25 protein-coding genes are annotated in these 26032 nt (G+C 49.6%); 5 read left to right on the forward strand and 20 right to left on the reverse strand.

Translation table 11 applies throughout. The features are described 5' to 3' along the window. Nucleotides 1–161: 161 nt before the first annotated feature. From NQ534_RS06500 to NQ534_RS06520, 5 genes are all read right to left on the reverse strand, one after another. Nucleotides 162–1403, reverse strand: coding sequence for an ABC transporter permease subunit (locus NQ534_RS06500; protein WP_006861418.1), 1242 nt, complete (start codon nucleotides 1401–1403; stop codon nucleotides 162–164). Continuing rightward, entirely contained in the window at nucleotides 1396–3300 is a 1905-nt protein-coding gene (locus tag NQ534_RS06505) for an ABC transporter permease subunit (RefSeq protein ID WP_006861419.1), read from the reverse strand. The genes NQ534_RS06500 and NQ534_RS06505 overlap by 8 nt, the downstream gene beginning before the upstream one ends. After that, nucleotides 3287–4885, reverse strand: coding sequence for a sugar ABC transporter ATP-binding protein (locus tag NQ534_RS06510; protein WP_040782790.1), 1599 nt, complete (start codon nucleotides 4883–4885; stop codon nucleotides 3287–3289). Before NQ534_RS06510 ends, NQ534_RS06505 begins: the two co-directional genes overlap by 14 nt. 151 nt (nucleotides 4886–5036) lie before the next feature. Next, the gene (locus NQ534_RS06515) at nucleotides 5037–6176 is read right to left on the reverse strand and encodes a DUF3798 domain-containing protein (RefSeq protein ID WP_050778291.1); all 1140 of its coding nucleotides are present in this window, start codon (nucleotides 6174–6176) and stop codon (nucleotides 5037–5039) included. Nucleotides 6177–6359: 183 nt separating this feature from the next. Then, a complete protein-coding gene (locus tag NQ534_RS06520; RefSeq protein WP_006861422.1) occupies nucleotides 6360–7631 on the reverse strand; it encodes a fibronectin type III domain-containing protein in 1272 nt (423 codons plus the stop codon). A 181-nt stretch (nucleotides 7632–7812) separates the two neighbouring features. Between NQ534_RS06520 and carB the strand changes: the two genes are divergently transcribed. Both carB and NQ534_RS06530 read left to right on the forward strand, forming a co-directional pair. Further along, nucleotides 7813–11040 (forward strand): carbamoyl-phosphate synthase large subunit, encoded by a 3228-nt coding sequence (gene carB, locus NQ534_RS06525; RefSeq protein WP_006861423.1) that lies wholly within the window; start codon nucleotides 7813–7815, stop codon nucleotides 11038–11040. A 159-nt stretch (nucleotides 11041–11199) separates the two neighbouring features. Next, on the forward strand, nucleotides 11200–12288 hold the full coding sequence (locus tag NQ534_RS06530) for a sugar kinase (protein ID WP_006861425.1): 1089 nt from the start codon (nucleotides 11200–11202) through the stop codon (nucleotides 12286–12288). A 407-nt stretch (nucleotides 12289–12695) separates the two neighbouring features. On the opposite strand, the gene NQ534_RS06535 is transcribed toward NQ534_RS06530, so the two are convergent. After that, a complete protein-coding gene (locus tag NQ534_RS06535) occupies nucleotides 12696–13160 on the reverse strand; it encodes a nucleoside recognition domain-containing protein (RefSeq protein ID WP_176944186.1) in 465 nt (154 codons plus the stop codon). Nucleotides 13161–13330: 170 nt separating this feature from the next. On the opposite strand from NQ534_RS06535, the gene NQ534_RS06540 reads away from it, so the two are divergent. Further along, nucleotides 13331–14101 carry a sulfite exporter TauE/SafE family protein gene (locus tag NQ534_RS06540; RefSeq protein WP_006861427.1) on the forward strand — a complete coding sequence of 257 codons (771 nt, stop codon included), beginning with the start codon at nucleotides 13331–13333 and terminating at the stop codon, nucleotides 14099–14101. A gap of 142 nt (nucleotides 14102–14243) precedes the next feature. Continuing rightward, nucleotides 14244–15086: a tRNA pseudouridine(38-40) synthase TruA gene (gene truA, locus NQ534_RS06545; RefSeq protein ID WP_006861428.1), complete on the forward strand. Its 843-nt coding sequence runs from the start codon at nucleotides 14244–14246 to the stop codon at nucleotides 15084–15086. A 69-nt stretch (nucleotides 15087–15155) separates the two neighbouring features. Here truA and NQ534_RS06550 read toward each other — a convergent pair whose 3' ends face one another. Genes NQ534_RS06550 through NQ534_RS06575 form a run of 6 tightly spaced genes read right to left on the reverse strand, consistent with a single transcriptional unit; the run spans nucleotide 15156 to nucleotide 18930 of the window. After that, on the reverse strand, nucleotides 15156–15425 hold the full coding sequence (locus NQ534_RS06550) for a hypothetical protein (protein WP_006861429.1): 270 nt from the start codon (nucleotides 15423–15425) through the stop codon (nucleotides 15156–15158). A 37-nt stretch (nucleotides 15426–15462) separates the two neighbouring features. Beyond that, a complete protein-coding gene (locus NQ534_RS06555) occupies nucleotides 15463–16230 on the reverse strand; it encodes an HD domain-containing protein (RefSeq protein WP_006861430.1) in 768 nt (255 codons plus the stop codon). A 32-nt stretch (nucleotides 16231–16262) separates the two neighbouring features. Further along, entirely contained in the window at nucleotides 16263–16817 is a 555-nt protein-coding gene (locus tag NQ534_RS06560) for a hypothetical protein (protein ID WP_006861431.1), read from the reverse strand. Beyond that, a complete protein-coding gene (yaaA, locus tag NQ534_RS06565) occupies nucleotides 16814–17599 on the reverse strand; it encodes a peroxide stress protein YaaA (RefSeq protein ID WP_006861432.1) in 786 nt (261 codons plus the stop codon). Before yaaA ends, NQ534_RS06560 begins: the two co-directional genes overlap by 4 nt. 12 nt (nucleotides 17600–17611) lie before the next feature. Further along, a complete protein-coding gene (locus NQ534_RS06570; protein ID WP_040782795.1) occupies nucleotides 17612–17983 on the reverse strand; it encodes an MGMT family protein in 372 nt (123 codons plus the stop codon). Nucleotides 17984–17991: 8 nt separating this feature from the next. Beyond that, a complete protein-coding gene (locus NQ534_RS06575; protein WP_006861434.1) occupies nucleotides 17992–18930 on the reverse strand; it encodes a DMT family transporter in 939 nt (312 codons plus the stop codon). 358 nt (nucleotides 18931–19288) lie between these two features. On the opposite strand from NQ534_RS06575, the gene NQ534_RS06580 reads away from it, so the two are divergent. Further along, complete coding sequence (locus NQ534_RS06580) at nucleotides 19289–19732, forward strand: hypothetical protein (protein ID WP_006861436.1); 444 nt, start codon at nucleotides 19289–19291, stop codon at nucleotides 19730–19732. Nucleotides 19733–19744: 12 nt separating this feature from the next. Here NQ534_RS06580 and NQ534_RS06585 read toward each other — a convergent pair whose 3' ends face one another. From NQ534_RS06585 to NQ534_RS06620, 8 genes are all read right to left on the reverse strand, one after another. Then, entirely contained in the window at nucleotides 19745–20215 is a 471-nt protein-coding gene (locus tag NQ534_RS06585; protein WP_040782712.1) for a methylglyoxal synthase, read from the reverse strand. 138 nt (nucleotides 20216–20353) lie between these two features. Continuing rightward, the gene (locus NQ534_RS06590; RefSeq protein ID WP_006861438.1) at nucleotides 20354–21511 is read right to left on the reverse strand and encodes an iron-containing alcohol dehydrogenase; all 1158 of its coding nucleotides are present in this window, start codon (nucleotides 21509–21511) and stop codon (nucleotides 20354–20356) included. A gap of 228 nt (nucleotides 21512–21739) precedes the next feature. Beyond that, nucleotides 21740–22639, reverse strand: coding sequence for a transporter substrate-binding domain-containing protein (locus tag NQ534_RS06595; protein ID WP_006861439.1), 900 nt, complete (start codon nucleotides 22637–22639; stop codon nucleotides 21740–21742). 159 nt (nucleotides 22640–22798) lie between these two features. Further along, a complete protein-coding gene (locus tag NQ534_RS06600) occupies nucleotides 22799–23794 on the reverse strand; it encodes a hydroxyacid dehydrogenase (protein ID WP_006861440.1) in 996 nt (331 codons plus the stop codon). After that, a complete protein-coding gene (locus tag NQ534_RS06605; RefSeq protein ID WP_006861441.1) occupies nucleotides 23739–23933 on the reverse strand; it encodes a hypothetical protein in 195 nt (64 codons plus the stop codon). Before NQ534_RS06605 ends, NQ534_RS06600 begins: the two co-directional genes overlap by 56 nt. Before the next feature lie 19 nt (nucleotides 23934–23952). Next, complete coding sequence (locus tag NQ534_RS06610; protein ID WP_006861442.1) at nucleotides 23953–24645, reverse strand: amino acid ABC transporter permease; 693 nt, start codon at nucleotides 24643–24645, stop codon at nucleotides 23953–23955. A gap of 13 nt (nucleotides 24646–24658) precedes the next feature. After that, on the reverse strand, nucleotides 24659–25393 hold the full coding sequence (locus NQ534_RS06615; protein WP_006861443.1) for an amino acid ABC transporter ATP-binding protein: 735 nt from the start codon (nucleotides 25391–25393) through the stop codon (nucleotides 24659–24661). Nucleotides 25394–25414: 21 nt separating this feature from the next. After that, nucleotides 25415–26014: a cytidylate kinase-like family protein gene (locus NQ534_RS06620; RefSeq protein WP_006861444.1), complete on the reverse strand. Its 600-nt coding sequence runs from the start codon at nucleotides 26012–26014 to the stop codon at nucleotides 25415–25417. Between the last annotated feature and the right edge of the window lie 18 nt (nucleotides 26015–26032).

Raw genomic sequence — 26032 nt, forward strand, 5'->3', positions numbered from 1 at the left:
ATAAATATACTTAATTTTGCCTGAAATGTCAAGGAAATATCGCTCCGAAATGATGCCAGATACGCACATTTGTCCGCAGGAGCAGAACGGCAGCCGCGCTCACGCAGAAAATAAACGCTTTGACGCCAAAAAAATATGCCGCTTGCGCGGCATATTTATTTTTATTCAGCAGATTTCTTTTTCTTTCTTGCGTTTTCACTCCATGCATGCATTACCAGAGCAACCGCGATTACGCCGTAGCAGAGGAACACACGGAAGTATTCACCGATCGCCGCATCGCCGAAGAGGTTCTTTCCGGCTGCCGGAGCGAGGATAAACATTAAGTGGAACAGCACGCATCCGAGCAGCGCCTGCGCGTTTGTCGCGCGCACCACCGACGCACCGCCGACCAGGATCGCCGCACCTGCGTACAGACCAACCTGGTTTGCTGCGCCGTAGGTCTGGAACGCTCCCATGTTCTGGACGAAAATGAGCTGTCCCCATCCTGCAAGCACCGTGGAAAAGATGGTTGCCAGGATACGCACACGGTCAACATTGATACCGGAGGCGTTCGCCACGGTGCCGTTCTGTCCGACCGCACGGAACTGCTGTCCGAGCTTTGTGCGCATAATGCCCACATTGAAGAGGCACAAAAGCGCCACCGTACCAAACGTCACCATAGGAATATTTACCATCGAAAAGAGTTCTTTTACCGGACCGAGCTGCGTGATAATTGCCACCACCGCCAGCGCACCAAGCTGAATGCCAAGCTTTCTGGCATTCTTTTTGTGGCTCTTCACGTATCCGTACACCAAAATGACTGCAATCACCGCTGCAAACACCAGCGTGGCCTGATGGAACGGCAGTCTCCAGAGCTTATCCAGCGAAGAAGCAATACCGCCCTCTTTGGAAAGGTCCATCGTATTTGCAATACCAGTAGAGCCTTTGATCGTCAGATCCGGATTCTTAATCGGAATAATGTTGTCAAAAATAAACAGGAACAGAAGCTGGTAAAGACCGTTTGCAAAATATCCGATGACCAGACCGCCGATCATCTCCTGCCCCTTCATCTTGTTGTACAGCTTACCGATCAGCCAGCCAAACAATGTGGCAAGCGGAACCGTCATCAGCGCCGCTGCCAGGAAACCGCTGATTCCGGGGATTCCCCACTCCAGCACAAGCAGGCAGGCAATCTGCGCCGCCATCGCTCCCGTAGTGATGGCAAAGTTAATACCCATACCTGCCACGATCGGGATAATCAGCGAAAGTACGATAAACATGTTCCGCGAAAGTCGTCCGAACAGCTCATACATCACATATGAGGGAGAGTATCCCGAAAATACCATACATCCCGCACAGAGGAGTACGAACATAATTGTTACTATATTGTTCCGCGCAAATTCGCGCACCTTACTCTTATCCACGACTGTCACCTCCCGACTTGGTCAGAGCATAGAGAATGATTCCCTGAGAGATAATGATTCGGCATACTTCGGAAATCGTACTCTGCGGAATGATTGCATTTGCCACCGGCATACCGAGCGTCAGCACGCCCTGAAACAAAAATGTACCAATGATAACGTGGCTGATCTTTGCGCGGGACGTCGTCGCACCGCCAAGCAGGATGGCAGATGCCGCCAGAAAGCCCATCTGGCGCGGCGCCTGATAGAGCTGGATAAACCCAAAGCTCTGCGCATAGACGATGATACCGACCGCACCAAGCATGGTGGAAAGCATCGTTCCAATGATACGCATCTTATCTACATTAATGCCGGTCGCCTCCGCAAAACGCGGGTTTGCACCTGCTGCCGACATGGCAATACCGGTTTTAGAACGCATAAACAGCCATACCAGGAAGCAGCAGAGTGCGAAAAACAGCAGCAATCCCGTCGGAACCGTAACGCCAAAAATCTTAAAGGACAGGAAATCGTTCAGCAGATGCCGATAGGATGTCTGCAGACCAATCGTGGTACGAAGACCATTTCCCAGCGGCCACTTCATAATCTTGCTCTTAAACGGCAGAACCAGCCATGCGATACACATCAGCGAAACGATCGAGAAACCAACGTAGGTAGTGACGCTCATCTCGCTTCCCTTCAGACGGTTCAGCAGCATACCATATAAGCATCCGGTAACTGCCGAGATCGCCAGACCGACCACAACCGCAAACAGAAATCCAAACCAGCCGCTGAATCCAAACTCAATGCAGAGCAACCCGCCGATAATACCGCCGATAATACCAATCGGCAGACCAAGATTCAGGCTGATACCGCACTGGATACCCGGCAGCATCGCCAGCACCAGAACACCGTTCATACCAAGTCTCACCAGCGTATTGCTGATCTGCCCCGGAAGGGACAGGTTATAAACATATGCCATCAGGCAGAGCAGTATGTAAAACATACCGATAATCAGACGCGGGAATCCAAGCTTCTTCACCAGCGGTGTGTAAAACAACACTGCCACCGCAAGAATAAGCAGACCTACTGCAGTCGTCGCCAGCGTTTTTCCCTGACGCATGATGGAACCTGTCATGCCCGGATTCATTCCGCTTAAAGAAAGCGCCCGGTCATACTGTGTCTCGAAGGTATCACCCTGCTGCGCGACCGTGCTTGTGATGGTCGGCTTCAGCGTCGTCAGAATGTCGTCCGTGAGCGCCGGGAATACCTTTTTGATTTCCACGCAGAGCCCGTCATACGCTGCATCTACCTCTTCCTGCAGGGCAAGCATCTCTGCTGTTGCCTCAAAGCCGGACAAATCGACCGTTTCCTCCGCCATTTCCATGTCGCCCATATCGTCTCCGGCAGCATCTGCGGACATATCGTCAGCCGCCGCTTCGGTAGCGACCTCCGTCTCCTGCGAAACCACCTCGTCCGCGTGTTCTTCAATATAGCGCGCCTGCGCGTCAGCTTCCTCTGCAAAGTAAGCCTTCTGCGCGTCCGCCAGCACATTTAAGGATTCTGCCAGCGGAGCCGTATCGATTTCCGACAGGTCTACGGAACCGATTCCCTCCTGCTCGGCAAGCGCCCGCGCTTCCTCTTCTGCCTTCGTGCTCGCGTCACGGATCTCCGACATACCGCCGCCCTCTTCACGGACTTTCGCAGTCGCTTCCGTCTTCGCGGCAGCCACATATGCGTCAACCGCGCCTGTGCCGGCAGTATCCAGAATTGCCTGCAGGCGCATGTTGCTCAGAATCTCATTCCCTTTTTCCGAAGAGCGGGAAGACATACCGTACATGCCGACGGCTCCGCAGATAATCGCTGCAATTACCAGTAAAACGCAGGCAATCATCTGTGGTTTCTTTATTTTAAGCTTGCTCATGCGCTTCACCTCCCCTTTCCGGCTTAATACCCGACATGGCAAGACCGAAGTCCGCATCGGAGCTGTTTACCGGAAGTACATCTACAACCTTTCCTTCCGATACGATTGCAATATTATCGCAGATGGAACGCAGCTCCATCAGCTCCGAAGAAACCATGACTACTGTCATGCCAAGCTCTCTGTTTAACTTCACCAGTGTCTCCAGCACCAGCTTCTTTGCACCGATGTCAATACCACGCGTCGGCTCCGACACGAACAGAAGCTTCGGATGCATCGTCAGCGCGCGGGCAATGCAGACCTTCTGCTGGTTGCCGCCGGAAAGCGTTCCGGTATGCTGAAGCGATGAAACGCAGCGGATATCAAGCTCCCTGATCATCTCTTCCGCATGTGCGCGTATCGCTTTGGTGTCCTTCTGGGTGGCACCCAGAAATTTCTTTGTATAATCGCCGTTAATCTGCATGGCATTAAACACGATATTGTCCTCGATGGATTCATCCAGCAGCAGTCCGACACCGCGGCGGTCCTCCGAAACCATCGCCATGCCGTCTGACAGAGCGGCTCTGGCATCGTTCAGTTTTACCTTCTGTCCCAGAAATTCCACGTCGCCGCTCGCCTCATAAACGCCCATGATACCGTTCGGCACGCCGATCTTTCCCTGCCCGGCAAGTCCGCCGATTCCGAAAATCTCGCCCTGGCGCACGTTAAAGGAAACATCCTTTACCACCTCACCCGGCATATCCACCGCCAAATGGCTTACCTTCAAGGCAATCGGTGTATCCGCCGCAAACTCGCGCGGCTCGGCTGTCACCAGGGAAAACTCCCCGTCACCGCCGGAACGTCCGATCATCATCTCCGCCAGACGCACGGCATTCGTCTCCGCTGTCGGGCAGGACGCCACGAACTGACCGTCCCGCAGAATAGTGATGGTATCCGCCGCGCTGATGACCTCATCCAGACGGTGTGTAATAAAGATGATCGCGATTCCCTTTGCCGCAATCTCCTTCATCACCTTCAGAAGCTGCGCAGCCTCGCTCTCCGTCAGAACCGCCGTCGGCTCGTCAAACACCAGAAGCTTCACGCCCTGTTTATCAATTTCACGCGCAATCTCGACAAACTGCATGTAACCGACCGGAAGTCCGGCAACCATCGTGTATTCACTGATGCCCATTCCTACGCTGTCCAGCGCCCTCCGCGCATCCTCAGCCATTGCTTTCATGTCCAGCGATTCCATTTGGGAACCGAAAATGCGCGACATAATATTCGGTTTGGTAATCTCACGATTCAGTTTAATATTCTCGGTAATAGTAAAACCAGGAAGAAGCATAAATTCCTGGTGGACCATTCCAATCCCCTTCAGCATCGCATCATGCGGAGAGGCAATGACCGTCTTTTCTCCATCAATCAAAACTTCACCGGAAAAACCGCCGGTTGCATGAATCACAGGCATACCAAAAAGAACATTCATTAACGTACTTTTTCCTGCACCGTTTTCCCCAAGCAACGCATGTATTTCGCCCGGACGAATTTTCAGCGATACATTCGACAGAACAGTATTTTCACCATACCGTTTGGTGATATCTTTCATCTCCAGAATGTATTCTGCAGCCAATTTCTTTCCTCCTTACTAACCCGGAAAACGGTCCGCCTCAACCAGATGAAGCGGACCGGCATATCCATTTGTCTATATGCAGCGGTCTTCCTTGTCCGCCGCCTTGTCTTTTTTCACCTGCTGCAGATTAGTTGAGATAGTCGTTGAAGTCTACCGGAGCAAGCAGAATGGTGTAGTAGTTGTCGATGGTCGTGCCATCTGCGTTTACGTAGTTCTCTACGATCGCACCCGGGCATTTTCCTTCGAACATAGCAACAACCTGATCATGATCGTTGCGCTCTGTGATAGTGCCTTCGATGAATGCTTTGGAGTACTCAACAGCAACGTCGATGATGGTCATGTTAACCGGTGACGGCCATGTGGAGTAACGTCCGACTGCATCATGCTCAGCCAGCTTTTCAGCGATTGCCTGCAGTGCTACTGTGTCATCGCCGCCAACTGCGATTTCCAGACCCAGAGAAGCCGGGAATGCATGGTACGGGCTCGGGCAGCACGGCTGCGGATAGTAAGCATCCGGCTGATCCAGGATCGCTGCCTGCAGCGGCTCCTGCATAGAGCAGTTTGTGGTGAAGAATGCTACCTTCTTGCCAGCGTACTCTTCCATCTTAGCCGGAACATCTTCCAGGATGAACTGCTGTGCGCCGGATACACCGGAGTCACCTGTCGGGTCGGGAGCGGTTGCTTCCACATACTCAATGCCAAGTGCTGCACAGTTCTCTTCCAGAAGCGCTTTACGTGCTGCGATGGTTTCCATTGCCAGATGACGCGGGAAGGAATAGTGTACAAATACCTCTACGCCCCAGTTTGCGCAGGTCTCCATGATGGTGTCACCCTGTTTTGCTTCGTTGGTGTAGAATACCAGGTCTGCCGCCTCAGAGATAACTGCCGGGTCTTCCTGCGGAACACCTGCGATCAGCAGCATGTCGTCGCGGCCAAGCTCTGTGCGGATCTTATCAAATGCAGCCTTTGCGCCCGGTACAGCCTGGCACATAACGATTGCTTTGATGTCCGGATCAGATGCGAAAGATACCAGCTTGGAGATGGTTGTCTCTGTCTCATCCATAAAGTTGTCCGGATAGGTATCCGTAACGATATGTTCCTCTCCGTAAGTTGCCACAGCACGCTCTGCTGCGCGGAACTCTTCTTCGCCCTGAGAGGTGGTCCCTGTCAGGATTGCGATTTTCCAGTTGCCTTCCTCTGCAAATACGCCCATGTTAAAGGTGAGGCACATTGCCAGAGTCAATAACAAAAAACCTAACTTTTTCATTTCTCTTTCCTCCTTGTTTTCTCCTTTTGTTTTGCTTGCGCAAATATACTTAGTTAGTCTACCATATTTTTCAGCACTGTGCAAGATTAAATCGTCAAATTCGTGAAATTTTTATAAACTTTTTTAAATTTTTGCCAAAAAAACCTGCCGGTCAAACGCCGGCAGGGAAATTTTTTCTGAACATCAATAAGAATATACAGTTGTATTATTCGGAATCGTATTGTATAAGTACCACAGGTCGTCCGACGCGCAGCGGATGCAGCCACCCGAAACAGCAGTACCTACCCGTGCTCCCAGGAGCGAGTGGAATGCGTTGCCATTGGGCGACCAGTAAACCACCGGCAGATTTTCATACCCCCACCGGCTTCTTCCGTAAATCTTGCGGATACCGCGCACCGAACCGGTACGCCCCAGCACGACCTTAAAGCTTCGCACAAGCTTCCAGTTTCCGACAGAACCCTTAAATACATTCACACGCGCACGGTACTGGTTGATCCAGATGAGATACTTTGTCGGACTGGTGAGGTTTTTGGAATTGATAAATTCCTCCTTCACCGCCGTTGAATAATCGCTCTTTGCATTAAATTCAATGCCCGAAGTGCCGCCAAGGGCGCTCGCCTTAATCTTTACCTTCTGACCGTTTGTAAGATATCCGTACAGATACCCGCTGGTCGTCTTGCTGCTCACATACACTTTTGTGCCTGCTGAGAGCGTCTGGTTTTTCTTTTTATCATAATTATAAACGGTCACTCTCTTTTTCGTTTTCCGGATGTAGCGGAAGCTGCGCACCGCCGCCGCTTTTGCGGAAAGCTGGATCGCCTCCTCTGACACCAGCGGGGTGTATGCGCTGTATGCATACTGCCCGGAGACCTTCCGGTAGCTTCTCACTGCGAAGGTATACTTTTTCCCGGCTGTAAGCCCGGTAAACTTGCAGGAGGTTCCGCTGACCGTTTTCGCCAGCGTATATTTCCTGGCAGCGCTGTCATAGCGGAACACCTGATATCCGGTGGCATTCGATGCCTTGTTCCAGTTGAGTTCCAGCGTCCGGCTGCCGTTTACGCCCACACGGAAGCCTGTCGGCTTCGACGGCTTTTTTATCTTCGACGAAACGGTAATTATATTGGACGGCGTGTCGCTCATATAGATTTTATTCTTCACTTTCCGGTAAGCGACCACCATAAAACGGTAGCTCTTTCCCGGCGTCATCTGCGTGACTTTGTACGATGTTGCTTTTGTATTGGCAAGCATTCTGACTCTTGTTTCATCCACCCGGTAAACATAATAGCCCGTCGCTTTGGAAACCTTGCTCCATTTCAGGGTAAAGCCTGTCTCACCCACACTCGTGGCTTTTATCCCGTTCACCTTTCCCGGCTTATCATCCGCCGCCAGCACGCTTGCACTGCACAGCAGAAGCATTAGTACCAGCATGGTCAGGTATCTGGCTATTTTCCTCATTTTCGCTCCCTCATAGCTTTCCTTTTTCTACTTATTATGATACTCCCAGACCGGTTTTCTGTCAAGAAAGACTGGTCTCCGGTTCACTTTTTACTGCCCCGTCTCAAAAAGCTCTTGTGATTTTGTTGATTTTTTATATAATAGAATAAGAAATGCAATTACTTCACAGGAGGATATATGAATGCCCAAAAGAACAGATATTCACAAAGTGCTCATTATTGGTTCCGGTCCGATCGTTATCGGACAGGCATGTGAGTTCGATTATTCCGGCACGCAGGCGTGCAAGGCGCTGAAGAAGCTTGGTTACGAGATTGTGCTCGTCAATTCCAACCCTGCCACCATCATGACAGACCCGGAGACCGCGGATGTCACCTACATTGAACCGCTGAACGTAGAACGTCTGGAACAGATTATCCAGAAGGAACGTCCGGACGCGCTGCTCCCCAATCTCGGCGGACAGTCCGGTCTGAATCTGTGTGCCGAATTATATAAGGCAGGCATCCTGGACAAATATGGCGTAAAGGTAATCGGCGTGCAGGTGGATGCCATCGAGCGCGGCGAGGACCGTATCGAATTTAAAAAAGCGATGAACGCTCTCGGCATCGAGATGGCGCGCAGTGAAGTGGCGTATTCGGTGGAGGAGGCGCTCGCCATCGCAGATAATCTCGGCTATCCGGTCGTTCTGCGCCCGGCATACACGATGGGCGGCGCCGGCGGCGGTCTTGTCTACAACCGCGAAGAGCTGAAAACTGTCTGCGCCAGAGGTCTGCAGGCAAGCCTTGTGGGGCAGGTGCTGGTGGAAGAATCCATTATCGGCTGGGAAGAGCTGGAGCTGGAGGTCGTGCGCGACGCTGACAACAACATGATTACCGTCTGCTTCATCGAAAATATCGACCCGATGGGCGTTCACACCGGCGACTCCTTCTGCTCCGCCCCGATGCTCACCATCTCCGAAGAGTGTCAGAAGCGTCTGCAGGAGCAGGCATATAAAATTGTCGAGTCTGTCCAGGTCATCGGCGGAACCAACGTACAGTTTGCACACGATCCGGTCAGCGACCGCATCATCGTTATCGAAATCAACCCGCGTACCTCGCGTTCCTCCGCGCTGGCATCCAAAGCCACCGGTTTCCCGATCGCACTGGTATCCGCCATGCTTGCCGCCGGTCTTACCTTAAAAGACATTCCCTGTGGAAAATACGGCACCCTGGACAAATACGTGCCGGACGGCGATTATGTGGTCATCAAATTTGCGCGCTGGGCATTTGAGAAATTCAAGGGCGTCGAGGACAAGCTCGGCACACAGATGCGTGCTGTCGGCGAAGTCATGAGCATCGGCAAAACCTACAAGGAAGCCTTCCAGAAAGCCATCCGCAGTCTGGAGACCGGACGCTACGGTCTGGGACATGTGAAAAACTTCGACCAGTTGAGCAAAGATGAGCTGTTAAAGCTTCTGATCACTCCATCCAGCGAGCGTCATTTCATTATGTACGAAGCGCTGCGCAAGGGCGCCACTACCGAAGAAATCTATGAGCTTACGAAAGTAAAAGCTTATTTCATCGACCAGATGCGCGAGCTTGTCGAGGAGGAAGAACAGATTCTGACATATAAAGGCTCCATGCTGCCCGACGAGCTGCTGATTACCGCAAAGAAGGATGGCTTTTCCGACAAATATTTAAGCCAGCTTCTGGAAGTTCCGGAGGAGGATATCCGCAGCCGCCGCATCAGCCTCGGCGCAGAGGAAGCGTGGGAGGGCGTACATGTAAGCGGCACGCAGGACAGTGCTTACTACTACTCCACCTACAATGCGCCGGATAAAAATCCGGTGAACGAAGACAAGCCAAAGATTATGATTCTCGGCGGCGGACCGAACCGCATCGGACAGGGCATCGAATTTGACTACTGCTGCGTTCACGCGGCGCTGGCGCTGAAAAAGCTCGGCTTTGAGACGATCATCGTAAACTGCAACCCGGAAACGGTTTCCACGGATTACGATACCTCCGACAAGCTTTACTTCGAGCCGCTCACACTGGAGGACGTGCTCAGTATATATAAGAAAGAAAAGCCGCTCGGCGTCATCGCGCAGTTTGGCGGACAGACGCCGCTCAATCTCGCCGCTGACCTGGAGAAAAACGGCGTGAAGATTCTCGGCACCTCTCCGTCCGTCATCGACCTGGCAGAGGACCGTGACCAGTTCCGCGAAATGATGGAAAAACTGGAAATCCCGATGCCGGAATCCGGCATGGCAGTCAATGTAGAAGAGGCTCTGTCGATTGCAAAACAGATCGGCTATCCGGTGATGGTGCGTCCTTCCTACGTACTCGGCGGACGCGGCATGGAAGTCGTTTACGACGACGAAAGCATGACCGAATACATGAAAGCGGCTGTCGGCGTGACGCCGGACCGTCCGATTCTGATCGACCGTTTCCTCAATCACGCAACCGAGTGCGAAGCGGATGCTATCAGCGACGGCACGCACGCTTTCGTTCCGGCGGTCATGGAGCACATTGAGCTTGCCGGCGTACATTCCGGCGACTCCGCCTGCATTATTCCGTCTGTGCATATCTCTGCGGAAAATGTGGAAACGATCAAAGAATATACCCGGAAAATTGCCGAGGAAATGCACGTAAAGGGTCTGATGAACATGCAGTACGCTATCGAAAAGGGCAAAGTGTATGTGCTGGAGGCAAATCCGCGTGCATCCCGCACGGTACCGCTGGTATCGAAGGTCTGCAACATCCGCATGGTGCCGATCGCAACCGACATCATCACCTCGGAGCTGACCGGACGTCCCTCGCCCGTGCCTTCCCTGAAGGAACAGGAGATCCCGAACTACGGCGTGAAGGAAGCGGTGTTCCCGTTCAATATGTTCCAGGAGGTCGATCCGATCCTCGGACCGGAAATGCGCTCCACCGGCGAAGTGCTTGGTCTTTCCCGCTCCTACGGCGAAGCATTTTATAAGGCGCAGGAAGCCGCGCAGCAGAAGCTCCCGCTGGAGGGTACCGTGCTGATTTCCGTCAACCGCAAGGATAAAGCGGAGGTCGTGGAGGTTGCCCGCATGTTCGCGGACAACGGCTTTACCATCGTTGCCACCGGAACCACCTGCGACTTAATCACGGAAGCCGGCATTCCCGCCACAAAGGTGAAAAAGCTGTACGAAGGACGCCCGAACGTGCTGGATATGATTACAAACGGCAAGATTGATTTGATTATCAACTCCCCGGTCGGCAAGGATTCCGTACACGACGACAGCTATCTGCGAAAGGCGGCGATCAAGGCAAAGATTCCGTACATGACCACCATCGCGGCGGCAAAAGCAACCGCAAGCGGTATTCACTATCTGAAAACCCACAAGAGCAGCGAGGTGAAATCCCTGCAGGAGCTGCACAGTGAGATTCACGACAAGGCATAGCCGGATGCAGACAACATATTAACAGAAATTACACATTGGCGGCAGGAAATATCGTTTTCCTGCCGCCAGTTTAATAATAAGGTTATTGCATTGTTTCTGTATATAGAATAAAATAGAAATAGCAGATTTTCGTGAAAAATTTCCACAAGGAGGACTCTTATGCAGCACCACAATCCATTATTACGCGACAATGACAGCGAAAACAAATTTATCACCATCGGGGAAATCATGCTCCGGCTGACGCCGCCAAACTATGAAAAAATCCGTATGGCTTCCAGCTTTGAGGCAAGCTACGGCGGCAGCGAGGCAAATATCGCGCTGGCTCTTGCCAATCTGGGCGTGGACAGCACTTTTTTCAGCGTTGTCCCGAACAACAGCCTCGGCAAAAGCGCCATCCGTATGCTGCGCAGCAACGACGTGCACTGCACGCCGGTCATTTTAAGTACGCCGGAGCAGACGCCGACACATCGGCTTGGCAGCTATTATCTGGAGACCGGCTACGGAATCCGCGCAAGCAAGGTTATTTACGACCGCAAGAACAGCGCCATCACAGAATTTGATTTTGATACGATTGACCTTGCCGAGCTTCTGGATGGCTTTACCTGGCTCCATTTAAGTGGCATCACTCCGGCGCTTGCACCGAACTGCCGCAAACTGATTATGGACTGTCTGAAGGTTGCCAAAGAAAAAGGCATCACCGTCAGCTTCGACGGCAACTTCCGCAGCAAGCTCTGGACCTGGGAGGAAGCCCGCGACTACTGCACCGAATGTCTCCCCTATATCGACGTCCTTCTCGGCATCGAGCCATATCATCTGTGGCGCGACGAAAACGACCACAGTAAAGGCGATGTTAAAGACGGTGTTCCGCTGCAGCCGAGCTACGAGCAGCAGGATGAGATTTTCCAGAAATTCATCGAGAGCTACCCGAATCTTAAATGCATCGCCCGCCATGTGCGCTATGCACACAGCGGAAGTGAAAACAGCTTAAAGGCGTTTATGTGGTACGAGGGGCATACCTTCGAGAGTAAGCTCTTCACCTTCAATATTCTCGACCGCGTGGGCGGCGGCGACGCCTTTGCCAGCGGTCTGATCTACGCCATGATGCACGACTACAAACCAATGGATATGGTAAACTTCGCCGTAGCCAGCAGCGCCATCAAGCACACCATCCGGGGTGATGCAAATATTACAGATGATGTTTCCACCATCCGCAACCTGATGAACATGAACTACGATATTAAGAGATAATATCCGGCCCGGTCTCAAAAGATCAGGCAGCCAACATGATACGTAGCCGCTGCAAGGATCAGTGACACAATTCTCATTCGCGAAGCGAATTTTAAATGGATTTGCGAAGGCTACCGCGAACAGAGTGAACAGTAAGTATTCACAAAAAACTCACAAAAAATACACCAATTTTGCACCGGATAGCATATTGAAATCCTTATCCGCATATGCTATAATGCCAGTAGGCAAAAAGATAACACAAGTCCATTGTGGACGACAACGAAAAGCCCCAGTGTTCCAGCACCGGGGCTTTTCTATTCCCTATTTTGGAATGGCAGGGCTTAGGACCATAGGCTAGTTACCGACTATTCATCGCCGTCTAACCATTTGATGATGTAATGGCAAATTACACCAGCCGCGGCGGCGTCTCAAAAAAGCAGGCAGCCAACATGATAAGCGACCGCCGCAAGGCTTTCGCCTGCAGATACAGAATCCGGAGATTCCACACTTGGTTCAATCATTCTTCCGATCCGGTACAGGACGCTCCGCGAAAGCTTTCCATCCGCTGTGTAGGAAAGCGCCCACATGATCACAAACACAACGATCACAATGCGGATCGCCCGTTTAAATGCTGCTGCCATCCTCTGGTCCCATGTGTCAAGCACACGCACACCGGTCGCACTGGCAATATTGCAGCCAAAACTCACAAGGAACGGCATGACCGCTTTTCCGTGAAGTCCAAGATGCCGCATAGTTCCATCAAACACATAGGAGATGCGGACCATATAGCCGATTTCTTCCTCAGAATTTGCTGCAAGGCTGTATGTGCCGGGAAGGTCTGCCACCTTATATGTATTTTCCCCATGCCGGAAGGTGCCTGTATTTTGCTCCATGATTTCGCATCCATTCCGGCCTTCTGCCTGTTTTTCTTGACAGTTCTCTGTTTCCATGATAACCTGTACTTCACATTTGGATTATACAGACGGGCAGGCAAAAGAGCCCTTTTTAAAACTATGAGGATTATCGAAAAATCTGGATACCATCTCAGAAGGGAGCAATTGATATGGAGCTTCTCACAACAATTATCGTCACCTTTTTTGCAGGCATGGGCGCCGGACTTGGCACCGGCTTTGCCGGCATGAGCGCCGCTGCAGTTATCAGTCCCATGCTGATTACCTTTCTCGGCATGGATTCCTATATGGCGGTGGGCATTGCCCTGTCCTCCGATGTGCTCGCAAGCGCCGTCTCGGCATACACCTATGGAAAAAATAAAAATCTCGACATTAAAAACGGTCTGATTATGATGGTAAGCGTGCTCATTTTCACCGTCGTCGGGAGCTACGTTGCCAGTCTGGTCCCGCCAGCCACAATGGGCAATTTTTCCGTATTCATGACGCTCCTGCTCGGCATCAAATTTATTGTAAAGCCGGTTATGACCACAAAAGAAGCCATGCAGAATGTATCGGCCAGAAAAAGAGCCGTCCAGTCCATCATCTGCGGTATCCTGATTGGCTTTATCTGCGGTTTCATCGGCGCCGGCGGCGGAATGATGATGCTCCTTATTCTGACAACGGTTCTCGGATATGAACTGAAAACCGCGGTTGGCACCAGCGTATTCATCATGACCTTTACCGCACTGACCGGCGCAGTCTCTCACTTTACGATCGGAGGAGCTCCCGACTGGACAGTCTGGATACTTTGTGTTGTATTCACGCTTCTCTGGGCAAGAATCGCCGCCGTATTTGCTAATAAAGCTGAACCAAAAACGCTCAACCGGGCGACTGGAATTGTTCTTGTGATATTGGGAGCGGTTATCCTGCTTTTTCCCGGCTGATGCTCCGCCTGTAGATGATACTTATTTCTGATGCCACATGATGTTGCCCGACAAATGATTCCCCCGGACATCACAAAACATGTTTTTATGTCCATTTGTCCTCTGGCTCATCACATAAATTTTACATGAATTGGAGATTACTATGAAACAGAATTTTAAGCTCACTGTCACTTACGACGGCACACGCTATCATGGCTGGGAAGCAAAGCCAGGCATTGAAATGACTATTCAGGGAAAACTGGAAGCTGTACTGACAAAAATGCTGGCGTTTCCGGATGACGTCCCGGTTCAAAGTCTTATAGCCCCCGCTGCCAGCGTGGTATCCTGCAATCCGGGCGCAGCGGACGGGATGCCCGGTTGCCCGGTGCCGGTCAAAGTTATCGGAGCCGGCCGGACAGACGCCGGCGTACATGCGAGGGAAATGACGGCAAATGTTCATCTGGACACCGCCATGCTCCCCGGTGATATCCGTGATTATCTGAACCGTTATCTTCCGGAGGATATCTGCGTCAGGGAGGTCTGCATCGTATCGGACCGTTTCCACAGCAGATATAATGCCACCGGAAAAACATACCGCTATACCTGCTTTACCGGCCCCCTGAAGCCGGTATTTGACCGGAAATATGTATACGTACTGGATAAGACCCCGGATATAGCTGCAATGAAAAAAGCCGCCGGATATCTCTGCGGCACACATGATTTTGCAAGCTTTTGTGGAAATCCGAAAATGAAAAAATCAACAGTGCGAACGATTGATTCCATTGAAATCACACAAAATAATTCCTACCTGTATTTTATGTATCATGGCAACGGCTTTCTGCAGCATATGGTGCGCATTCTCACCGGCACCCTGCTGGAGACAGGCTACGGAAGGCGCTCTCCCGAAAGTATGCCGGAGCTTCTCGCCGCCAGGAAAAGAGCTCTGGCAGGTTTTCTGGCTCCTGCCCAGGGACTTTGCCTGATGAAAGTGGATTACGGAAGCTGATGCGGCACCCCGGCGTCATCCCCGCCCCTCTCCAGAGCACAGTCCGTACACTGAAGCCTGCCGTGCCGCTTAATGCTTTATCCCGCTAAGTCCTTTGATATCCGGCTTCTGGTCTGCGTGCGTATAATTCTTCATTTCCGTTTTGAGCTGCTCATTTATGTCATTATAATAAGAAATCTGTTTCGATTTCAGCGTTCCATTCTGTTTGTATTCTTCAAACAGTGTTAAAAATTGCCGGTAATTTTCCTGTGCAGCATCCTTATAATTATTTGATGCATTTGCATGAAGACGTAAAAGCAGCTCCTCCAGGTTTTTATTCTTTTTTCCAAACTGAAACATTGTTTACCTCCTGCTGTTCAGCCAAAACATCACATATCTATATTCCAGCGGAATTAATCCGCTCTCTGATATATTTCTCCGTCTCCTCCAGAATTATTTCTACCCGTTTTTTTGTTTCTGCATCTACAAAACAGGTTCTGTCAAACGGCGCACGGTAATATTTTTCTTCCGTCAGAATCTCCAGGCTCTCTGCAAAATTCATATCATAAAAGAAGCCCAGAAAAGAAACCCATTTGTCCAATCCTGTTTTTCTCTCTTCCTTTTTCACACACTCATGGCGAAGAATACTATTATAGACAGCATCCGTAATTGTCTCCCCCGCCACCTGCTCTTCCGTCTCACCCATTGTATCCACCATATTCTCGCAGGCAAATACACGGAAGATGTCACATTTGTCGGCGTCCCGAATCAGCCTGCACAAAAACTCTGTGTGACCATCCAGTCCCGGTTCTATCTGGTAGCGGTTGTGATTCCGTATCGCTGTCAGAATCATCTGCTGCTTCGCCTCCGGCAGCTCAGCAAGGAAGCCCTCCTGCTTCAGCACCTCGCATCCCAGCTCCGCATGGTCTACACTCAGATGATCCAGAAAGGTATCATACCGTCTCACCTGCTCAAACCGTCCGATGTCATGAAACACTGCACAGATATGTGCCATTTCACATGTTTCCCCGTCCAGGTGCAGCTTTTTCGTAAGCCGGTCCATTACCTTTGCCACTTCCAGCGTATGTAATATTTTCAGTTCTATCTTTCCATTACTCCGGTCATACCTATCCGTATACTTCAAAAATATTGCTTCTGCATTCATGAATCCTGTTCCTCCATATCATGGTACCTCCGCTATTTCGTCAGCCCCCGTATATATTTCTCCGTTTTTTCCATGATATCCTGCATATTTTTAAGGTCGTTCTGCACATTTCCTGTTTCCAGGGAATGATTTGCCGCCTCATAAGAATAGCATGGGAGTTCCTTTTTCCGGCAGCCCTGCTGAATAATCTCCGCGTCTGCCCACGGGTCCGCAGTACCATGAAAAACAATTCCATTTTGCATCACAGGCAGCGATGCCTCCACCGGTGTATAGAATATGTGATGTGCACGTATCCCATACTTTGCATCATAAGCTCCCGCGACTGCAGTTCCTATACTTTTTGAAACAAACAGTACCGTTTCATACCTGTTAAATGTCACATGCTCCAGCACCTGTTCAGCCTGCATGAGCGCGTTTTCAAATGCCTCGCGCATTTTTTCTTCCGAGCCTCTGATATCCCGCCGAAATCCTTCGTAGGAAACCTCTGTAATCTCAAACCCATATCCTGCTGCAAGCTTTCTGCTGTAATACAGCAGCGGTTTGTCACAATGATAGCCAATTCCCGGAAAAAACACCGCCAGTCTCATTTATTCTTACCTCCCTGATTGCTGCCTGCCTCTTTATCCGCAGATTTTAAAAAAGTGTAAACCTCCGTCGTAGAAAGTTCCGGTGAAAAACAATACCCCAGTCCGCAAAACGCTTTCATCTGTTCCGGATTTTCCACCCGGTTTTCCGCCATATAGCGCACCATTTCTCCCCGCGCCATTTTCGCGATTGTTCCTTTCTGCACAACTCTGCCATTCTGCATTTCTCCAAAGATGCAGGTGAGAAACCGGTCCTCCGGCTGCAAATATCTCTCAATAATTTTCGCATATTCTCTGGATGCCAGATTGATAATTATCCTGCTTTCATCCAGAACCGCCCGGTATAGCCGCTCTGCCCAGAAGTCATATAAACTTTCTGTACCATTTACAGTTGCCTTTGCCTGCATTTCCAAACGGTATGGAACCACCCCGTCCATTGGTTTCAGTACCCCATAAAATCCGGACAAAATTCTCAGATTCTCCTGTATATAATCCAGTTCTCCATCCGAAAAAACTGTCGGAGCCATATACTGGTACTGTATCCCTTCATAAGAAAGAATCGCCGGTGTCAGATTCCGTTCCAGGTCCATTTCCCGCAGACGTTCGTAATTCAGACCGGCAATCCCGTCATTACATCCCCAGAGCTTCTTTGCCTCATCATATGTGAGTTTCTGCAGCCAGTGCATAATTTCTGTCGTTTCTTTTATAAATTCCGGCAATGTGTGTCCTTCCAGCGTATCCGTATCCACTCGCATCTTCTTCGCCGGTGAAATAATTATTTTCATATGTTGCTTTCCTCATTCTGCAGATGCGCTGTCCTCACGGAACAGATAATAAAACGCCTCTGCCTCATCCTCCGTAGTTTTCCACACAAAGCGCTTTAAATCAACTTTATATCCACTTTCTGTCCGCTCTGCTTCCACACCTTCCATTTCCAGCAGCTTTTTCTGCGTATCGGGTGCCTCAAAATATCCTGCCCCGCTCAAAAGTCCCTTACTGTTTACGATGCGATGCGCCGGTACCTCCCCTGCCAGCCCCATCCGCAGCGCATATCCCACCTGCCTGCTGTTTTTCGGTTTTCCGCAAAGCAATGCAAGCTGACCATAAGTAGCCACTGTTCCATATGGAATCTGGTTACATACAATATGAAGACGTTCGTAAAAATTCATCTCCGGATTCACTCCCGTTTTCCGCTGTTTACCACATAAATTCCCACGCACACAAGCACAAGCGAGATAACGCTCACCCACCCCGCTGCCTGTTCACGCTCGCCAAGCAGCAGCGCTGAAAGAATAACTCCAAATACCGGATTCATAAACCCGAATACCGTCACTTTTGATACCGGGTTGTATTTCAGCAAAATACCCCACAAAGAATATGCGACTGCCGAAAGCATTGCCAGATACAGAAGCATTCCGGCTCCCTGCAGCGATATTGTCCGGATTTCTCCGCCAGCCAGTATCCCGGCGGCAATCATAAGGGCTCCGCCAATCACAAACTGATATCCGCTCAGCATAACCGGATTATGCTTTACAGAAAAACGCTTTAAAAATACAGATGAAAAGGCATAGGCAACCGTAGAAAGAAGAATAAATCCCTCTCCCTGAAAGCTCATTTCCAGATTCAGACCGCTTAAATTTATCAGAATTACGCCCGCAAAGCCAATAACACAGCCTGCCATTTTTCTTATCGTCAGTTTTTCCTGCCGGAACAGGATACTTGCTATCAGAATCGCCACAAAAACGTTCACTGCCTCAATAATAGATGCTTTCACTCCGCTTGTGTGCGCAAGTCCGATATAGAAAAACAAATACTGTATCACCGTCTGCAGCATACTTAAAACAAGTATCGGTCCTGCGGCGTCTTTCGTCGGACGGAGTATCCTCTTTTCCGGTATGCTTCCTAAAAGAATACTGAAAATCCCGGCAAGTGTAAAGCGGCAGCCTGCAAACAAAATCTGCCCTGCCGTATCGGATGCTTCTATTTCAAAAAGCTTATAACCAATTTTGATGCATGGAAATGCACTGCCCCAGAGTGCGCAGCAAAGCAGCGCTCCCGCCCATACGACCCACGTTTTCTGAAGCCACTCTTCCCGTTTTCTCATATTGTTTAACATCTCACAAATCTCCCGTGATTTTTCATTCCTGCAGACTTCTGCAGTCGTACCTACTATAAGTCAATTTCACATAAAATGCAAGTGGCTGTCTGTATACTCCGGCGCCAGTAGTGTCATCCAGAATGTATATTTATCCACCGGCAGGAGATAATAATATTCAAATCCCCCGCAGTCAAACGGTAGCTGCACAGTCATGCAAGGCATATCTGTAGCTTCACAATCATGCAGGGCATATCTGTAACTACACAATCCTGCAGGGCATATTTGTAACTGCACAGTCATGCAGGGTATATCTGTCTCTGCCGCATGACCGGATAGTTACACAAAATTTAAGAAACAGGAAAGGATTGACGACTTTATGGAAAAGAAAGATACCAGAGATACTATCTGTCTGCTAAAAGAATGCAATGCCGGTTCAAAAATGGCAGTATCCTCTATTGAAGATGTGCTTGATAAAGTAAAGGATTCCAACATGAGAAAATTATTATCAGAAAGTAAAAGCCATCACGAAAAATTATGTGATGATATCCACACGCTTCTGGAACAGCATCACAGTGAAGAAAAAGAACCCGGTAATGTAGCCAAAGGCATGGCATGGCTGAAAACCACCATGAAACTCGGCATAGAAGAAGGCGACGCAACTGTTGCCGACCTGATGACCGATGGCTGCAATATGGGAATCAAAACACTCCATAAATACCTGAATCAATATCCGGCTGCCGACCATTCCTCAAAAGATATCTGCAACCGTCTGATTGATATTGAGGAAAAGCTCTGCCGGGATTTAAAAAGCTATCTTTAAAAATTGCAGTAACTACAGCGTATTTGCACGGTCGATTACCTTCTGCCGGAAGTTAATTACCTGGTGCTCATACTCCTCGTCCATAAACTTTGAAGTAATCATAAAATCTGCAGTCGCACGATTATTTGCAATCGGGATGTCATACACCTGCGCAATACGAAGCAGCGCTTTTACATCCGGATCGTGCGGCTGTGCTTCCAGCGGGTCGGAAAAGAAAATTACAAAATCAATATTTCCTTCAACAATCTTTGCGCCTATCTGCTGGTCTCCGCCGAGAGGACCGCTGTTATACCCCTTTACCGGAAGGTCCGTGTACTCGGAAATCATCCGCGCGGTTGTCCCGGTGCCGCAAAGAAAATGATTCTGCAAAATACTCTTATTTTTCTGGCACCACTCAATCAGCTCCATTTTCTTTCCGTCATGCGCAATCAGGGCAATCCGTTTTTTCTTACCTATTGTAAATGTGATATATTCATTATCCATATACATACCTCCTGTAACAAATGTGATTTTTATACCAATGTGCCGTATAATCCGGAAATCCCGAACCATACTGCACATTGCTATTTTACATGATTATCCAGAGAAAAACAACCAATTTTCTGTGAATTCTTTGTAAAATCACACTTTTGTAAATGCTTTCCGGTACAGCATCTCCACATCCTTCTGCTCCGTGCTTCTTGGATTTACCAGAATGTTGCCGCTCTTCATTGCGTCAGCCGCCATTGCTGCTATCCGTTCCTCCCCGACCCCCACTTCCCGCAGAGATTCCGGGATTCCCAGTTCCCTGTTCAGCTCCCGGAGCGCTTCTGTCAGCATCTGCGGTTCAAATTCTTCTTTTTTCACATTTTTACCGGTAATATAACTGTATATTTTCCGATATCTTCCCCGGTCCGCCAGAGCATTATATTCCATAACGACCGGCAGCAGTATCGCATTCGCCACTCCATGCGGCACATGATACATCGCACTTACCGGATGGCTCATCGCATGTACATTTCCCAGTCTTGCCCAGGAAAATGCAATGCCCGCAAACATAGAGCCGCTTAGCATGGCGGCAGCCGCCTCTTCATCTTTTCTGTTCGCCACATATCTTCGTATATTTCCGCCAATCAGCTCCAGCGCTTTTTCCGCCATCGCATCGGAAAACGGGGACGCCGCTGTCGAGATATAAGCTTCTATTGCATGAACCATCGCGTCAACACCGCAGGCTGCCGCAACATTTGACGGTACGGAAACCAGCAGCTCCGGATCCAGCAGCGCATACTCCGGAATTAACTCATAGCTGAAAACCGTTAATTTATAATTTCTGCTGCAATCCGTAATTACGGAAAAGGCTGTCACCTCCGAGCCGGTCCCCGCTGTAGTCGGCACTGCAATCAGCGGAACAATTTTCCCCGGTACCTTTCCGCCGCCCTCATATTCTGTAATACTTCCCCCGTATTTTACCAGGATACCTGCCGCTTTTGCCACATCCATCGGCGAGCCGCCGCCAAGCGCTATCATGCATTGCGCGCCGGACCTTCGGAATGCTTCTGCCGCTTTATCCACCGTTTCAACAGACGGGTTTCCTTCTGTCTCTGTAAATGCATCTGACTGAATATGTGATTCCTGCAAAAGCCTCCTGCATGTGTCCACCAGTCCCATCCTGTTCAGATGCGGACCGGAAATAATAAATGCATGGTCCGCACCCAGCTTTTTCACAAGCTCCGGTAATTTTGTGAGACATCCCTTGCCCGCAATAATATTCTGCGGTACGGAAAACGTAAACTCATTCATATGTGACCTCCTTGTATGCTGTTATCTCCGCCATGCGCAAACTCATTGCAAAGCAGATATTCACAGTTTACCTTGCTACATGCTCATAAACACAGGTCGCTGCGCGGCTTGTCAATGGGAGCTTTAAGCTCCCACTGACATAAGCATATGCACCGCCAATTAGCGCTATGCACACCTAAAGCGTGGGAATGCTTATCTGAATTCAAATCCGCCTCCGGCCGCCCCTTTCTATTGCTGTGCATTCGAAGCAGCTTTTTCACTGTATTCTTCTACCCACTTATCAAAGTTTCCATTTTCCTGGTTTTCTTTGATTACCTCATTCACAATTTCCATAAGGTCTTCGTTTCCTTTGTCCATTGCCACTGCGGATGTTTTCAGCTTGCCTGTTTCGGCATCCGAAAATACAATGTTATCGTAAGCTATCACATATTGTTCCCCAACAATATTTTCAACCATAACGCCTGCAACCTTTCCGTTCTGAAGCTCCATCAGACAATCAGGCACTTTTTCCAGAGATACCAGCGGGGAATCCGTAAGCAGCTCCTGGCAGACAGTCTCCTGCGTGGTAGATTTTTCAGCAGCAACCGTTTCACCGCTAAAGTCCTCCAGCGTCTTATATTTATCCGCATTTTCACTTAAAATCAGCATTTTCTGTTCTGCTTCCAGATACGGTTCCGAGAAATCCATCGTTTCTTTTCTCTCTTCTGTAATGGAAATACCGGCAATCGCCATATCTACCTTATGCGTCGGAATAGAGGAAATCAGAGAAGTAAAGTTCATATCCTGTATTTCCAGCTCCACTCCCAGCTTATCTGCAATCGCCTGTGCCAGCTCCATATCTATGCCGACAATGTCCTGATTTGCAGATGTGATGTCTATAAATTCATACGGCGGGTACCCCGATGCCGTTCCTACTACCAGCTTGCCTTTTTCTTTTATAGATTCCAGAAGCCCTCCTTCTCCGGTTCCTTCAGCCTCTGTTTCCTCCGCAGCCTCTGCTGCCTCTGTTGTAATCTCTGTTTCCCCTGCCGCTTCCGTTGTGCCTTCCGCGTAAACCGGAATGCCCGCCAGCATAGCTGCCGCCAGAATGCCACTCATTGCCGCTGCTGCCAAATTTCTTTTCTTCATAATGTTTTCCTCCTCTGACTTAATGATGCGGGGCGAAAGTATTGCCCCGTGACGCCTTCTGATTTTTGCGCGCTTTCAAAATCCGGCATCACATAATGTTTTATAACCAGAAGCGGTTGATTGCCGCTTCTAATTACCAGATAAATAAAAGTATCGTATCTATAATACCAGTCTGTCCCGGTTTACGATTCTATTCACCAGGTCATACTCCCCTCTCAGATAATGTACGACATTTTCGCAGGAAATATCCTGCAGCGCCTTCAGTGTTTCTACCGTATAAAACGCAGCATGAGGAGTGATGATAACATTTTCCCTTCCTGCCAGCTCCTCCTGCGCCAGATCCGGATTCTCCTGCGCCAGCACATCCAGACCCGCTCCAAACATGCGCCCCTCATCAAGAGCCTTTACAAGCGCACTATGATTTACCACTTCTCCGCGACCTGTGTTGACAAAAATCGGGCACTGCTTCAGACTTCCAAAAAATTTTTCATCCAGTAAGCCTCTGTTTTCTTCACTTAATATCATGTGATTTGTAATAATATGACACCTTTCTGCAATTTCCGGCAGGCTCACAAGCTCTGCTCCCGTCTTCCTGGCAATTTCCGCCGGAAGATAAGGGTCATAAGCTATCACACGAATCCCGAAGCTCTTTGCCCGATCCGCTACCGCCCTTCCGATTTTTCCCAGTCCCAGGATTCCCATCGTCATTCCGCTGATTCTGCGCAGCCTCTGTCCGGAATAATACTGCCACCGTTTCAAATCGTCAATGTCATGTCCGTAATGCTTCAGCCCTCTGGCAAGCGCCAGTACCAGAGCCATCGTGTGGTCTGCCACCTCTCCGGTACAATACTCCCCGATTGGCACAATTCCGATATTCCGTCTGCACGCTTCTTCATAATCCACCGCATTGTAACCGGTAGCATTAAAGCAGATGCATTTCATCCCCGGCGCACTGTCCAGCAGCTCCTTATCAAAATACAAAAAAGCCGTCAGCACCGCATCCGCGTCCGAAACCAGACGCTTCAGCTCTTCCTTATCTCCTCTGTACAGATAGCAGATCGTCTCACATCCCGGAAGCCCTCTCTTCAGAATGGCTTCCTCATATGCCAGATTCCGCCCCATTGTATCCGGATAATCCGTAATCACTACCTTCATTTCCAGCCTCCTTACGCTTCTGAGATACCGGGCATCTTCCGCTGTTCACTCTCAGCTTCTTTTCTGAACATCCGTTATCTTCTGCCGTTCTTACCATCAGCTTTTCTTCATATCCGTTGTCTTTTTCTGTTCTTCCCATCCGTTTTTCTGCATATCCGTCAGCTTCTGCTGCTCCTGCGCATATTTTTTTCAATTCTGCGAATGACGCAGGACAGGGAAAAGGTGATGATAAAATAAATCACAGCAACAATAAGTAACGGTTCCATCGGACGGAAGCTGATGCCCCGGATCGTATCCGCCGCATACATCAGTTCTGCAATACCTATCACAGAAACCTGTGAAGACGTTTTAATCACCGTCACAAATTCATTCGCAAGCGCCGGAATAATATTTTTTATCGCCTGCGGCAAAATCACATACCACATGCGTCTCCTTCCATTCAGACCGAGCGCCATTGCGCCCTCCGTCTGTCCGATATCAATCGACTGGATACCGCTTCGTACAATCTCGCAGATATACGCTGTCGAGTTGACACTTAACGCAACCGTTCCGGAAAGGAGTCGTGAAATGTCCACGCCGCCAAACATAATAGAAGGAATTTCTATCCCCATCATCGGCAAACCGTAATACACAATAAAAATCTGTACCAGTACGGGCGTACCGCGTATGAATTCCACATAAGCTGCCGCAATCGACCGCAAAACAGGGGATTTGCTGATACGCATAAACGCCATCAGCGTTCCGCAAATCAGACCAAGGATAATCGTCATGACGGAAATCAAAAGTGTAATTTTGGTACCATTCCAGAGCAAAACTCTGTATGTTGATAAAATACGTAAAATCTGTGCCATCCTGCTCCCTCCTTTACAGCATCTTTTTCAAAAACGCCTGTACCCTTTCGTTCTGCGTTTCCTCAAACACCTGCTGCGGGGTTCCTTTTTCCATGATTATTCCCTCGTCCATAAAGACCACGCGGTCCGCGACCTCCCTGGCAAATCCCATTTCATGTGTGACAACAACCATCGTCATGCCCGTCCTGGCAAGCTCCTGCATGGTACTTAATACTTCCCCGACCATCTCCGGGTCAAGCGCGGAGGTCGGTTCATCAAAAAGAAGGATCTCCGGCTCCATTGCCAGCGCCCGCGCAATGGCGATACGCTGCTTCTGCCCGCCCGACAGCATTTCCGGGTACACATCCTTCTTATCCTCCAGCCCGACCTTTTTCAAAAGCTCCAGAGCTTTCTTTTCCATCAGATCCTTCGGCTGTTTCTTTACCTTTACCGGGGACAGCAGGATATTTTTCATCACCGTCATATGAGGAAACAAATTAAAATGCTGAAAAACCATTCCCACTTTCTGTCTGAGCAGGTCATAATCCACACGCCGGTCCGTGATACACTGTTCCTTAAACCAGATCTCTCCTCCGCTCACCTTCTCAATCGCATTCATGCACCGCAGAAGCGTGCTCTTTCCGGAACCGGAAGGACCGATGACAGCCACCACCTCTCCCGGCATAATATCCAGATTGATTTTTTTCAGGACCTGCAGGGAGCCATAATTTTTTGATACATCCTTTATTCTGATTACCGGATTTTTCATAACCGTTCCTCCTCGCTCTTCTCACGGTGTACAGAAGTGCTCTTCCACAAAGCTTTTCAGAAGCTTTACCGTTCCCTCTGTGCCAAGCACACTGCTATCTATCATAATGTTTTTGTAACGATAGTCTCCGGGCAGATATCCGGCATAGGCTTTGTGATAGCGTTCCCTTGCCTTATCCACCTCCAGGATCATTTTCTTTGCCTCATCCGGCTGCAGGTGAAATTCTTTGAGACATGTTTCATATCGTTTTTCGTAAGGCGCGTAAATAAAAACATGTATGCAGTTCGGATATTCCTGCAGAATACTATCTGCGCATCTTCCTACAATGACGCATGGTCCCTGCTCCGCGAGCTCCCGGATAATCTTCCTCTGCGTGCGGAAAATGGTATCCTGCGTATCCGTCGTCCCCATTCCCAGGGGATATTTCATGCGGAAAAATCTCCCCTGGACGGCTTCCTCCAGCTCTCCGATTACAGAAAGCGGAACACCGAGCTTCTTGGCCGTCATATCCACAATGTCTCTGTCATAATATGCGACACCAAGAGCCTCCGCCAGTTTTTTTGCAATCGGTCTTCCAAGGCTTCCAAACTGCCTTGTCACGGTGATAATATAGTTGTTCACGCTTTCCGCCCCCTTTAT

Source organism: Marvinbryantia formatexigens DSM 14469 (assembly GCF_025148285.1).
Taxonomy (GTDB): domain Bacteria; phylum Bacillota; class Clostridia; order Lachnospirales; family Lachnospiraceae; genus Marvinbryantia; species Marvinbryantia formatexigens.

What these genes read in the sequence shown, in the direction of transcription:
- NQ534_RS06505 (WP_006861419.1), bottom strand. Translation starts at nt 3,300, where the DNA reads ATGAGCAAGCTTAAAATAAAGAAACCACAGATGATTGCCTGCGTTTTA.
- NQ534_RS06510 (WP_040782790.1), bottom strand. Translation starts at nt 4,885, where the DNA reads ATGAAAGATATCACCAAACGGTATGGTGAAAATACTGTTCTGTCGAAT.
- NQ534_RS06515 (WP_050778291.1), bottom strand. Translation starts at nt 6,176, where the DNA reads ATGAAAAAGTTAGGTTTTTTGTTATTGACTCTGGCAATGTGCCTCACC.
- NQ534_RS06520 (WP_006861422.1), bottom strand. Translation starts at nt 7,631, where the DNA reads ATGAGGAAAATAGCCAGATACCTGACCATGCTGGTACTAATGCTTCTG.
- carB (WP_006861423.1), top strand. Translation starts at nt 7,813, where the DNA reads ATGCCCAAAAGAACAGATATTCACAAAGTGCTCATTATTGGTTCCGGT.
- NQ534_RS06530 (WP_006861425.1), top strand. Translation starts at nt 11,200, where the DNA reads ATGCAGCACCACAATCCATTATTACGCGACAATGACAGCGAAAACAAA.
- NQ534_RS06535 (WP_176944186.1), bottom strand. Translation starts at nt 13,160, where the DNA reads ATGGAGCAAAATACAGGCACCTTCCGGCATGGGGAAAATACATATAAG.
- NQ534_RS06540 (WP_006861427.1), top strand. Translation starts at nt 13,331, where the DNA reads ATGGAGCTTCTCACAACAATTATCGTCACCTTTTTTGCAGGCATGGGC.
- truA (WP_006861428.1), top strand. Translation starts at nt 14,244, where the DNA reads ATGAAACAGAATTTTAAGCTCACTGTCACTTACGACGGCACACGCTAT.
- NQ534_RS06550 (WP_006861429.1), bottom strand. Translation starts at nt 15,425, where the DNA reads ATGTTTCAGTTTGGAAAAAAGAATAAAAACCTGGAGGAGCTGCTTTTA.
- NQ534_RS06555 (WP_006861430.1), bottom strand. Translation starts at nt 16,230, where the DNA reads ATGAATGCAGAAGCAATATTTTTGAAGTATACGGATAGGTATGACCGG.
- NQ534_RS06560 (WP_006861431.1), bottom strand. Translation starts at nt 16,817, where the DNA reads ATGAGACTGGCGGTGTTTTTTCCGGGAATTGGCTATCATTGTGACAAA.
- yaaA (WP_006861432.1), bottom strand. Translation starts at nt 17,599, where the DNA reads ATGAAAATAATTATTTCACCGGCGAAGAAGATGCGAGTGGATACGGAT.
- NQ534_RS06570 (WP_040782795.1), bottom strand. Translation starts at nt 17,983, where the DNA reads ATGAATTTTTACGAACGTCTTCATATTGTATGTAACCAGATTCCATAT.
- NQ534_RS06575 (WP_006861434.1), bottom strand. Translation starts at nt 18,930, where the DNA reads ATGTTAAACAATATGAGAAAACGGGAAGAGTGGCTTCAGAAAACGTGG.
- NQ534_RS06580 (WP_006861436.1), top strand. Translation starts at nt 19,289, where the DNA reads ATGGAAAAGAAAGATACCAGAGATACTATCTGTCTGCTAAAAGAATGC.
- NQ534_RS06585 (WP_040782712.1), bottom strand. Translation starts at nt 20,215, where the DNA reads ATGGATAATGAATATATCACATTTACAATAGGTAAGAAAAAACGGATT.
- NQ534_RS06590 (WP_006861438.1), bottom strand. Translation starts at nt 21,511, where the DNA reads ATGAATGAGTTTACGTTTTCCGTACCGCAGAATATTATTGCGGGCAAG.
- NQ534_RS06595 (WP_006861439.1), bottom strand. Translation starts at nt 22,639, where the DNA reads ATGAAGAAAAGAAATTTGGCAGCAGCGGCAATGAGTGGCATTCTGGCG.
- NQ534_RS06600 (WP_006861440.1), bottom strand. Translation starts at nt 23,794, where the DNA reads ATGAAGGTAGTGATTACGGATTATCCGGATACAATGGGGCGGAATCTG.
- NQ534_RS06605 (WP_006861441.1), bottom strand. Translation starts at nt 23,933, where the DNA reads ATGGGAAGAACAGAAAAAGACAACGGATATGAAGAAAAGCTGATGGTA.
- NQ534_RS06610 (WP_006861442.1), bottom strand. Translation starts at nt 24,645, where the DNA reads ATGGCACAGATTTTACGTATTTTATCAACATACAGAGTTTTGCTCTGG.
- NQ534_RS06615 (WP_006861443.1), bottom strand. Translation starts at nt 25,393, where the DNA reads ATGAAAAATCCGGTAATCAGAATAAAGGATGTATCAAAAAATTATGGC.